This window comes from Lysinibacillus sp. GJ-1, assembly GCF_021166035.1.
In the GTDB taxonomy this organism is placed as follows: domain Bacteria; phylum Bacillota; class Bacilli; order Bacillales_A; family Planococcaceae; genus Lysinibacillus; species Lysinibacillus sphaericus.
Genome location: NZ_CP088912.1, coordinates 1147211 through 1159545, shown reverse-complemented (window position 1 = coordinate 1159545; position 12335 = coordinate 1147211). Strand labels below are relative to the sequence as shown.

Below are 12335 nucleotides of genomic sequence, written 5' to 3'. Positions count from 1 at the left end.
CGCGTATGCTTCGTTGTTATTACATTACCCGTTTAAACATTTTTTCCACTTCATAGGTTGTAAAATGGATTAACACCGGCCGTCCATGTGGACAAGTAAACGGATTATCCGCTCTACGTAAATCATCTAATAACGCAACCATTTGCTCTTTCGTCAAATAATGATTGGCTTTGATAGACTTTTTACAGCTCATCATAATGGCTGCCGCCTCACGCATTTTTTTGACATCTGCTGTTTTTGTGGTCAAAACTTGCTCGATTAACTCCTCAATGATGTCCTGTTCCTCGCCATTTGGAAACCAGCTAGGATGCTCACGAATAACAAATGATGACTGTCCAAAATCCTCTAAAAACACACCAACGGCCTATAGCTGCTGTCTATTTTCACGCAGAATCAGTGCCTCGTCTGCTGCATAATGGAAGGTCAATGGCAGTAATAATGCTTGCCGTTCATTTGGATTTACTTGTCCTACTTTTTCACGGTAAAACTCATATTTAATACGTTCTTGCGCTGCATGCTGGTCGATTAAATAAAAACCGTCCTCCATTTGCGCAACAATATAAGTGCCATGTATTTGTCCTACTACTTCAAGCGCAGGAAATGGTTCTTTTTTAGGCTCTTTCATTGGAGATTCTACTATTTGAGGCTCCTCATTTAAAAAGTCCATATGGTCGTTTGATGACGCTTCTTCTATCTGATTGGTTTCGATTGGTTGAATTGGTTGCCAGTGCTCTTCTATCACTGTAGGTGCAGGTTCTTCCATCGGTAATATGCTAGATTCCTGAACTGTTTGCGCATCATAAAGCTTTTCAACGATAGCATTCATTTTTTCTACATCAAGTTGCGGTACAGGCTTCCACATGTTCAGCTGTTCCGTTGCAGGTTTTGCAATCTTTTCCTTCTTCTCCATAAGTGGAACGCGCATAACATCGCGAATTTTGCCTCGTATCGTTTCTTCAATCAGTTTAAGTAGCTCTGTTTCTTTACTTAAACGAATCTGGTGTTTGGCTGGATGGACATTGACGTCTGTTAAATAAGGATCCCCTTCAATAAAGAGCGCTACGATTGGAAAACGTTCAATCGGTAAATACGTATGATAGGCATCGATAATAGCCTTTTGCACTAAATAATGTTTGACCCAACGCCCATTCACAAACAGCGACATATAATTTTTGGAAGCACGTGTCACCTCTGGTAAAGACACGTAACCCGTCACCTTATAGTCATGAGACTCGCCGTGAAACGGTACCATTTTTTTGGCGTTGTGCACGCCATAAATCGCTGCTAGGACTTGCTGTACATCACCTCGTCCATTCGTCTGCAATAATTGCTGACCGTTATGTAGCAATCGAAAGGCAATTTGTGGATTACCGAGTGCTAGCCGATTCATCAAATCTATCGTATGCCCAAGCTCGGTTTGTATCGTTTTCATATATTTTAAACGAGCAGGGGTATTGAAAAATAGCTGTGCCACTGTAATATCCGTTCCTTTTCGTAAAGGACCGGGCTTTTGGGTTGTGACATGTCCCCCTTCTAACTCTACATACGTGCCTGATTCGCCAGTTGAAGTAATCATCGTCATTTTGGATACCGATGCAATGGATGCTAATGCCTCCCCGCGAAATCCTAACGTACGGATACGAAATAAATCATGCTCCTGATGAATTTTACTTGTTGCATGGCGTGAAAAAGAGATTAGTGCATCTTCCTCATCCATCCCACTACCATTATCAATCACTTGAATTGAAGTGAGTCCCGCTTCTAGTAAAAAAACATCAATGGACGTACTGCCAGCATCAATCGCATTTTCGACTAGTTCCTTGACAACAGATGCCGGTCGTTCTACTACTTCTCCCGCAGCAATTCTATTGGAAAGCCACGCGTCCATAATTTGAATTTTTCCCATGGCGCATCACTCCTTTATTTTTTAGCGTTGACTAATTGCTGTTGTAATTCGTATAAGATATTCATAGCCTGCATTGGTGAAGTACCAAGGATATTCACCTTCTCCAAGTTTCTCAATACTTCAGCCTCAGCTGAAGGCAACGGCTCTTGTTCCGTAAATAATGACATTTGCACGGGCTGTTCAACGACCTCTTGTGATACTGGTAATGCTTTTCCTGCTTCAAAGTTTTCGAGCAATATACGAGCTCTCGATAAAATTTCCTCTGGTAATTGTGCCAATTGCGCCACATGAATGCCATAAGACTTATCGGCCTCTCCCTTTTTCACCTTGTGTAAAAAGACAACCGTGCCATTCTTTTCAGTGGCAGAGACATGCACATTTTGTAATCGAGGTAAATCCTTTTCTAAAGCTGTCAATTCATGATAATGCGTCGAGAAAAGGGTATTGGCACCTATTTTGTCATGAATATATTCCATCATGGATTGCGCAAGACTCATTCCATCATACGTAGACGTACCTCGACCAATTTCATCAAACAGCATTAAGCTATTTTCAGTGGCATGCATAATCGCATGCTGTGATTCTAGCATTTCTACCATAAATGTTGATTGTCCAGCAGCTAAATCATCTGCAGCTCCAATCCGTGTGAAAATTTGATCTGTAATTGGTAATCGCGCCTTTTCCGCTGGTACATAGCATCCCATTTGTGCCATTACAACAATCAGAGCAACTTGGCGCATATATGTACTTTTACCGGACATATTCGGCCCAGTAATGAGCATCATATTGTGATTTTCTTCAAGTACGCAATCATTCGGTACATACATTTGCTTATTGAGCATTTTCTCAACTACAGGGTGACGACCTTCAATAATTTCTAGCGCACGACCCGCGTGAAATTCTGGCTTTGTAAAACGGTATTTCTCTGAGACGCTCGCAAAGCTAAGCAATACATCTAATTCACTTATACTCGCAGCTAGTGCTTGTACCCGTGGAATATATGATTTTAATTGTTCACGAATTTCAACGAAGAGGTTGTACTCTAAAGCTAAGCTTTCTTCCTCTGCATTCAAAATAAGTGCCTCTTTTTCTTTTAATTCCTGCGTAATGTAACGCTCTGCATTTGCAAGTGTTTGCTTCCGTTCATAGCGTGTTAAATCCGCCAAATGAATATTGGACTTTGTAATTTCTATATAGTAGCCAAAAATGCGGTTATAGCCAATTTTCAAGTTTTTAATGCCTGTTTTTGTACGTTCTTCCTGTTCTAACTGGGCAATCCAGTCCTTCCCATTGCGAGATGCATAGCGAAGTTCATCTAATCGTTCGTTATAACCATCACGAATCACATCGCCTTCTTTAATGGTAATCGGCGGATTATCTGTTATAGCACGCGCTAATAAAGCTTCAACGTCCGCACATGTATCGAGTGTTGCCCCTAGCTTTTGCAATGTTTCTTTTTGTGCTCCAATTAGCTGTTGTTGAATAATTGGAACTTGACGTAATGAATCACGAAGCTGTGCTAAGTCACGACCGCCTACATTACCGAAAGCTACACGACCCGCTAAACGTTCTAAATCATAGACTTGTTTTAAGGAAGATTGTAATTCTGTTCTTACAAAATATTCTTCTAATAAATCACTGACCATTGCAAGTCTTGCCTCAATAGCTGAACGTGAGGCTAATGGTTGATGTAGCCATTGTTTCAGCTTGCGCCCCCCCATCGCAGTAACGGTGTCATCTAATAGCCATAACAACGTACCTTTTTGGTCGCCGCCACGAATGGATTGTATAAGCTCTAAATTTCGTTTCGAACTAGAGTCAATACGTAAATAGTTTTTCATTTCATTAAAGGTAAAGGCTTGAATATGCGAAAGTGAACGCATTTGTGTCTTATCTATATAATGAAGTAATCGCAGGCAGGCCACTTGTATAGTTGCTGGCACTGCTTCTAAATAGCTGGCTGCTTTGTCCATCGCCATTTCGTCTTCTTCAACGGATAGTACAATGCCGACATTGATTGCATGTTCTGTTAACAAAAGCTGTAAGCTCTCCGTCACGATTAATTCTCGAATACCATATGCCTGCATTTGCATAAGAAGGGCTTTTCCATCCCCCTCAATGGATGAGGCAATCGCTTCACCTGTAGATAAATCCAAGTAGGCATAGCCAAATGTAGTAGCATCCAGCTGTTCTGCTGCGCCAATGTAATGATTGCTTTTACCATCTAGCGCCTTCCCTTCCATAATGGTACCGGGAGTAATCAGTTGGACTACTTCACGTTTGACTACGCCCTTTGCTTGCTTTGGGTCCTCTGTTTGCTCACAAATTGCAACTTTATAACCTTTTTGCACAAGTGTTTCTATATAATTTTTAGCCGAGTGATGTGGCACGCCACACATCGGAATACGCTCCTTGGCACCTGCATCTCGACTCGTTAATGTAATTTCTAATAGTTGTGATGCATTAATGGCATCTTCAAAAAACATTTCGTAAAAGTCACCTAATCTAAAAAATAAAAAAGCATCCTGATAATCTTCTTTGACTTGCAAATATTGTTGCATCATTGGTGTATAGGTTGTCATATATAAATTCCCTCGCTCTTGCACTAAAATCAAATATGCTTTGGCATATTTACGTCTAAATCATTTTATGTGTTGCCTCTATGTGCACACCCTTTTCGTTACTTCCTTCATTGTGATAGCGAACCTTGACGCATCAGTACGTCTTCTCCAGCGCTTATGCTTGGGGCTAAGTGTTTGTTTAGCAACGATCCTGTACGATCCAAAGTTTCACCCTCAACGATTTTCTTCAAAGACAAGTAGACGTCATCCTCTGATTGTTAGTTTTATTATAACAAAAGATACATGCGAAACGCTTATTTCACCTTTGTAAAGATGCTAGCATTTCGCATGTATCAAAAAAATATCATCTTGTGATTTATCTTGGTCGTTCATCAGGAAACGATGAGGACTCTAAAACAAACCTACCATCGCTGCTTGAGCTAGACGAACTAGAACTAGAACTAGACGAGGATGACGATGAAGATGAGCTTTCGTCATTAAAGCTCCATTCCTCTTCGAAATCTAGCGGATGTACACTAATGCAAATTGTCATTTCACCCATTACTTCGACAATCGTCTCACGCTCTACTACAATTTCAAATTTCGTGCCACATGGAGAAATTATCGCTTCCATGCAATTTGGTTCTTGTATCACACGCACACGTACATCATCGCCAACTGTTACTTCGCCATCTCTAAAATGCAGCTTTACCTTATCTTTATAGTGAACCGTTTCTGAAAACACTGCTGTTTTCGAATGATTACTATAAGCATACCATACATTAACATCAAACTTTCCTGACACTTCTACAAATTTACCGACTTTTTTTGCTGAACAAGTATGGTTGATTACCCAGCAACCGAGAATGCTCGTCGGTTTATTTGTTGGACATAACGTTACACGTTCTTCTGTTCTCTTCTTCCCTTTGGCAACTACTGCTTTCGTCACGATTTGTCGTAAACGTTTCAGCGCAATTCCTCCTTCGACTCTTTTCACTCCATCATATGCAGGTAGCGCCCATTGGGTGAACAGATTTCATAGAATCTAATTGATTTACTTTCTACAATTTTTTATTCAACAGCGGTCACAGAGGCTCTAATTCAGTGTAGATTCCCTTCTAAATTTCGGCATAAAAATAGCCCGAATGCTGTCATTCGAGCTGTTTCTTCTATTATTTATGAGCAACTACCTGGCTGTGTATTTTGTACATACGAACCCGTTTCACCACGTAACACATCGCCACCTGTAGAACGTACAATTTCGTTTGTCACATTGTTAGCAATTGTATTTGATACTAATTGTAATAAGTCGTTGACATCGCCTTGTGATTCTTTAAATTGCTGCACAACAGGAATAGCATTAATTTCTTCTTCAATTTTTGCAATTTTGTCTTCAATCATTTTTAACGCTTTTTCTTTACCTAGGTGTTGAAAGTTTACTGCTTGCTTTTGTAAGCTTTTTAAACTTGCAATACGTTCACGAACAAGTTGGTTTTCATTAATTTGTGCTTCAGCTTTTTTGAAAAACTCAACTTCTGGTGTATTGGCAATCATATGCGCAATTTCATGGGATTTCTTAATTAAATCTTCTTTTGTATACAATACTTGAGTCATTTACGCTTCCACCTTTTCATTTTTTACTACTTCCACAAATTCACCAGTTAATGAATACGAAGTAGCCTCTATTATTTTTACTTTCACTAACTGACCAATCAACTCTGAAGGTGCTTTAAAATTCACGAGACGATTTTTACGCGTATAGCCAGCAAGCACATCATCACGACGTTTACTTGTTCCTTCTACTAACACTTCAACCACTTCGCCCATCAAGCCTTCTAGCGCTTTTCTAGAATATTCTTGTACGACAGCATTTAAACGATGTAGACGTTCCTTTTTCACCTCTTCAGGTACATTATCAACCATTTTAGCGGCTGGCGTTCCTTCACGAGGAGAGTAAATATACGTAAAGGCCATATCAAAGCCTACTTCACGATATAAAGATAACGTCTCTTCGAATTGCTCTTCCGTTTCGTTTGGGTAACCAACAATAATATCCGTTGTTAATGTAACACCTGGGATAGCGGCTTTAATCTTATCTACTAAGCTAAGGAAATGCTCACGACTATATTTGCGCGCCATAATTTTTAATACGTCATTTGAGCCTGATTGTACCGGTAAGTGAATGTGTTCAACTAAATTGCCACCTTTCGCCAATACCTCGATTAAATGATCATCAAAATCACGCGGGTGACTTGTTGTAAAGCGAATACGTGGAATATCTATTTTTCGCAATTCATTCATTAAATCACCAAGTCGATAATCTATGTCCTCAAAATCTTTGCCGTAAGCGTTGACATTTTGCCCTAATAGCATGATTTCTTTATAGCCTGCAGCAGCTAGCTCACGCACTTCTGCTATGATTTCCTCTGGACGGCGACTACGTTCTTTACCACGTGTATAAGGTACAATGCAGTACGTACAAAACTTGTCACAGCCATACATAATATTGACCCAAGCTTTTATGGAACCTAGACGTTTTTTCGGCAAGTTTTCAATAACGTCGCCCTCTTTCGACCAAACCTCCACAACCATTTCTTTCGACATATACGCTTCTTTTAAAATATTTGGTAGGCGATGAATATTGTGCGTACCAAATACCATATCGACGTGTGGATACGTTTTTAAAATTTTATTGACTACGGATTCTTCCTGTGACATACATCCACAGACGCCAATTAACATTTCTGGATTTTTACGTTTATATTTTAGCAGGAAACCAAGCTCTCCAAATACTTTGTTTTCTGCATTTTCACGAATCGCACATGTATTCAGTAACACCACATCTGCTTCTTCGATAATGTCAGTTGAAGTATAGCCAAGTTGCATAAAAATACCAGCCATTACTTCTGTATCATGCTCATTCATCTGACAGCCGTACGTACGGATATAAAACGTCCGCCCTTCACCCATGCCAGCGAATTGTTCAGCAATTTGGAAGTCTTTATGATATTTCACTTCTTCTTTGCCACGTTTTTTTGCATTTTTTAATGAAGGTGCCGTAAAGACCTTCTCAAAATATTTACTATAATCCTTTTCAGGCTTGTCTTCTTTTTTTGGTTGATTGACTTGTTGACTTGTTAAGCGTTGTTCCTCATTCATTGCAGGTCAGGTAACTCCTTTCAAACGAAATCCGTGCATTCGAATTCCCATTTTACTATTATACTGAATGATTACTACTTCCTACAAGGTTTGCGTACTAAATGTCGTGGTTTTGACTTAAATACACTTTCTTAGCCAGAAGAATTCGACATTTCCTCTTTTGTAAAATCTAGTTGCCACTGCTTGCAACAGAAAAAATCACCGATGACAGGTATCAACGGTGATCTTCGTTAAAGCTCGAGATATTTCTTGGTGCGTTGTTGGAAGCCTAAAAGCTTTTTGACACCCAAAGTTTTTAGCCAATCTGTATTGGCAAATGTATAGTTTCCTAAATCATCTGGGAAGTGGGCGTCTGAAGATACGGTAAACTCGACACCTCGTTTCACGAGAACTTGCAAAAATAGTGGACCGGGGCACATTTCTTTAACGGGATAGCGATAATATAACCCTGCGTTTATTTCTGTAGCGGTTTGTGTTGTGACAAGCGCCTGTGCAATCTGTTCATACCATAAAAGATTAAACGCCTCATCCTGCACATGATAATTAAAGACTTTAAAATTATCCAAATGAGCTACAAAATCAAACATATTAGACTGAATCATTTGCACAACCGTAGTATAAAACTGTGTATACGTCATCTGTAAAGTTGGCTGGTCCATCTTTTTAAATAGATGCTCCGTTTGTGGATTATCAAAACCCCAGCCATCTATAAAATGAACCGAGCCAATTACATAATCCCACGGATGCCCTTGTAGGAGCGCAGTCAATTCTTCTTCACCGCCTACAAAATAATCCGCTTCAATCCCTAATCTTAACTCAACACCGTGCTGACGCCATTTATCCTTTGCCTTGTCAATTGCCTTTACGAAATCGTCCATACTTTCTGTCATCACACTATTTAGCCAGTATCGTTGGAGTTGACCGATTTCTGTTGATTCATCCAATTGCATATAACGCTCAAAATAGGGGCGCGTTTCCTTAAACCGATACAAATGATCCACAATGCCTACCTCTCGTAAACCAAGTTGCTTTGCCCGTTGTAAATATAAATCGAGCCATTCTTCACTATAACAGCCATTATGCAATCTTTTAGCAAGCGTTGCCACTTGCCACTCCATTAAAGCTTTCGAGCCATTGTCAACATTTTTTAGGTCATGAAAATTGGCTATAGCTTGTGAAGTTCGCTCCAACCAACGAAAAGAATAAGGGCCCTCCTCTAAATGTACATGATAATCAATTGTCATCAACTCTTCCCTCCACTACATACTGTCCATTGTTCTTCGTACGCTTGCCATTCCTCAGGACAAGCCATTTCACACATGATTTCCGTACATTGTGCCAAATCACAAATTTGATAAAATGATTTGCCATTAAGCTTTGATGCATCCGCTAGTAATATACAATTCTTACTTTGTTGAAGCATTTTTTGGGAAATCAAGGATTCATCTAAATCATAATCATAGACAATGCCATCCTGGATGCCCCCGCATGATAAAAATGCCTTATCAAAGTTCATATGACTTAACCACTCCAACGTCATCGCACCCGCAACTGAAGCTTGCCTTGGATTTGTTGTACCGCCTAGTAAAATAACTTTCCCTGTCATCCGTCTTTCTTCAATGGCGAGATTAAACTGTGCGGCGGCGGCAATAGAATTAGTGACAACCGTAATATCATCAACTGCCATTAAGTAATCCGCTATATGGACTGTCGTTGTCCCTGTATCAACGGCAATCGTATCTCCATCACAGATACGCTGAGCAGCCTGACGCGCAATAGCACATTTCGCCTCTTTATGCATTTGCAGTTTTCGCAAAAATGCTGGCTCCGTTCGAACGTTGGTATATTTGATTGCCCCGCCATGCACTCGGGTCAATAAATGCTGTTGTTCTAGCTCATCCAAATCTCGACGAACTGTTTCAGGTGCTACGAGCAGTGTCTCAGCAATATTTGCTACAATAATTTTGCCATCAAGCTCTAACTGCTTTAAAATAAATTCAAAACGTTCAATTTTTGCATATGTCATGACAGTGCAATCACATCTTCCTTCGCTACATAACAGTTGTAGTTTTTACCCAATTCAAGCGTATGCCCACGTTGATGTAACTGCTCCATTGTAAACATACAGTCACCTTCAAGCGTTGTACGGATAATATTGCCACTCATGAGTGACTGTGTCGCTACACCGCGAAGGCAAAGGTCACCTTCCATCATCTCTAAATGAAGAGCTTCTGGTCGTATGGCAAACTTGTTATTATCCCCAGGTAATTTTTCTCCAATCATTGTCTCTAACACTTGTCTAGGAATAACATTATAATGACCAATGAAATTGGCGATAAATTCACTTTGTGGATTGGTATAAATCTCTGTCGGTGTACCATATTGCGCAATTTGCCCATTACTCATCACAAATATTTTGTCTGACACAGCCATAGCTTCATCTTGATCATGTGTTACTAAAATCATCGTCATGCCAAGCTTGCGTTGTATTGCCCGTAAATCGGTCTGCAATTTTTTTCGTATTTGGGCATCAAGTGCACTAAGAGGTTCATCTAAAAGCAATACTTTCGGTCGCACAATAAGCGCACGTGCAAGCGCTACACGTTGCTGTTGCCCGCCGGATAACTCCTTTGGATAAGCATTCGCTTTTTCTGTCAAATGGACGATATGGAGCATTTCTTGTACACGTTGTTCTAGCTCTGTATTATTAACTTTTTGCATCCGCAAACCAAATGCTATATTTTCTTTAACAGTCATATTGGGAAATAGCGCATAAGATTGAAAAACCATGCCCACTTGGCGCTCTTTCGGTTGAACACCATTCATGTTTTGTCCTTCCAATTGAATTTCTCCTGCTGTAGCATTTGTTAAGCCCGCAATAATACGCAAAATGGTACTTTTCCCACAGCCACTCGGCTCTAAAAGCGTAATTAATTGACCTTTTTCAATTGTCATATCAATATTGGATAAGACAGTTGTTTGGTCATATTTTTTATGAAGTCCTTCAATCACAATATAGCTCATAAATTCGTCGCACCTTTCGAACGTTTCGTTAATATCGCAATAGCGAACGTTAATAAGCCCATCAGAACAATATAAATAAAGACAACTGCGCTAGCAATATGACCGCTCGTACTTAGCTTTTTCATTAAATAAATTTGTACCGTTTCAAAGCGTGAGCCGACGACTAAGTTAATAAGTACAAATTCTCCAAATAGTACGGAAAACGATAATAATGCACCTGCAAACAAGCCTGGATAAACGGTAGGCAACAGTATTTTCGTAAATGCCTGTGTTTTCGTTGCGCCTAATAATTGCGCAGCATCCAATAGCTGTCTTGCATCTACATTACGCAAGCTATTGCGCGTGCCTTGATAAATATAGGGCAAAATACCGATTACATAGGCACCCAATACGACCAAGATCATGGGTACACCTATTGTTGAATACACCCGAATCAAGCCAACAGCTAAAATAATCCCTGGAAATGAATAGACCATTACAACGGCAACTTGAATCCATTTCTCATACTTTGGAAAATACAAAACGATGACAAAAATTGCAGGGACAATAACGATTAGTGCGATGATAACTGCCCCTCCCGCAAGGAGGACAGAGCGGCCAAATGCTTGCATAAATGCCGTATCTTGAAACAGTGTAGCAAGCCACTTGAATGTTAGCCCCTCGGGAAAAATACTTTTATGCCACTTTGACGAAAAAGCATACAGCATTGTTGCTACAATCGGTAATAGCAAATACAACATTAAAAAGAGGAAAATGATATTAGCTAAACTTCTTTTTTTCACTATAATTTCCCCCTCGTCTTTTTAATGCTCCATTCACTTATCAGCATGGCAGTTACCATTGTTACCGCTAGCAATACAGCAATCGCACTTGCCAACTCGGGTTGTGCAAATATATCTCCTTTAATGAGTGCTCCAATACGAATGGCCACTAAATTGTAATTACTATTTGTCAAAGCGTAAGCAGATGCATAGGCACCCATTGCATTGGCAAACAACACACTAAAGGTTCCAACAATCCCTGGTAACATAACAGGTATCCCTACCTTCAGCCAAAACTGTAAAGTAGAAGCTCCTAAAAGAGCGGCTGCTTCCTTCCATTGCTGCTGAATACCATCATAAATTGGATACAATAGCATCAATGCTAATGGCAGTTGAAAATAAATATAAATGACTAATAGACCACTCCAGCTATAAAGGGAAAACGACGATAAAGCGCCAATTTCCCACTTATCAAATAGCAAAGTAAATAATCCACTATTCCCAAGCAATACAATAAACGCAAAAGCTAAAGGAATACCTGAAAAATTTGATGTTAAATTGGTAAGTATTAAAATTTTCTCCCGTACCGGCTGTGAAAAGTGCGTAATGGCATACACTGCAAACAATGTAACGACGAGCGCAATCACAGCCGAAATAACGGATAATGTCAAACTATTTTTAAAACCTTGTAAAATATACGTATTCGTTAAGACAGATTTGTATTGTGCTAACGTAAATCCTTCGCTATTACTAAAGCTCGTTATCAGCATATACAGTAAAGGCACAAGGAAAAATAACAGAACAAGTAATAAGAAAGGTGTAAGCCAGGCAAACGATTGCCGCTTAGAAATCAAAACAATCACTACTTTCTAACTTAAAGATTTTGTTGCTCTTCGGCTTTCAAATTTATAATGAAAATTGTTC

General features: G+C 39.7%; 9 protein-coding genes and 1 pseudogene. All 10 read right to left on the bottom strand.

All coding sequences use genetic code 11. From position 1 onward, the window contains the following. Positions 1-19: 19 nt before the first annotated feature. A pseudogene (mutL, locus tag LO754_RS05330) lies at positions 20-1906 on the bottom strand (DNA mismatch repair endonuclease MutL). Positions 1907-1920: 14 nt separating this feature from the next. After that, entirely contained in the window at positions 1921-4488 is a 2568-nt protein-coding gene (gene mutS, locus LO754_RS05325; protein WP_231785728.1) for a DNA mismatch repair protein MutS, read from the bottom strand. Between the two features lie 355 nt (positions 4489-4843). After that, a complete protein-coding gene (gene cotE, locus LO754_RS05320; RefSeq protein WP_193768766.1) occupies positions 4844-5464 on the bottom strand; it encodes an outer spore coat protein CotE in 621 nt (206 codons plus the stop codon). Positions 5465-5643: 179 nt separating this feature from the next. After that, entirely contained in the window at positions 5644-6081 is a 438-nt protein-coding gene (locus LO754_RS05315) for a YlbF/YmcA family competence regulator (protein WP_024361939.1), read from the bottom strand. After that, positions 6082-7626 (bottom strand): tRNA (N6-isopentenyl adenosine(37)-C2)-methylthiotransferase MiaB, encoded by a 1545-nt coding sequence (gene miaB / locus LO754_RS05310; protein ID WP_231785727.1) that lies wholly within the window; start codon positions 7624-7626, stop codon positions 6082-6084. It abuts the gene before it with no gap. Positions 7627-7856: 230 nt separating this feature from the next. After that, the gene (locus LO754_RS05305) at positions 7857-8870 is read right to left on the bottom strand and encodes a histidinol phosphate phosphatase domain-containing protein (protein WP_231785726.1); all 1014 of its coding nucleotides are present in this window, start codon (positions 8868-8870) and stop codon (positions 7857-7859) included. Next, positions 8870-9652: a DeoR/GlpR family DNA-binding transcription regulator gene (locus LO754_RS05300; RefSeq protein ID WP_025218832.1), complete on the bottom strand. Its 783-nt coding sequence runs from the start codon at positions 9650-9652 to the stop codon at positions 8870-8872. The genes LO754_RS05305 and LO754_RS05300 overlap by 1 nt, the downstream gene beginning before the upstream one ends. Then, a complete protein-coding gene (locus LO754_RS05295; RefSeq protein WP_231785725.1) occupies positions 9649-10650 on the bottom strand; it encodes an ABC transporter ATP-binding protein in 1002 nt (333 codons plus the stop codon). Before LO754_RS05295 ends, LO754_RS05300 begins: the two co-directional genes overlap by 4 nt. Then, a complete protein-coding gene (locus LO754_RS05290; RefSeq protein WP_024361944.1) occupies positions 10647-11432 on the bottom strand; it encodes an ABC transporter permease in 786 nt (261 codons plus the stop codon). Before LO754_RS05290 ends, LO754_RS05295 begins: the two co-directional genes overlap by 4 nt. Beyond that, the gene (locus LO754_RS05285; RefSeq protein WP_374116208.1) at positions 11432-12262 is read right to left on the bottom strand and encodes an ABC transporter permease; all 831 of its coding nucleotides are present in this window, start codon (positions 12260-12262) and stop codon (positions 11432-11434) included. Before LO754_RS05285 ends, LO754_RS05290 begins: the two co-directional genes overlap by 1 nt. Between the last annotated feature and the right edge of the window lie 73 nt (positions 12263-12335).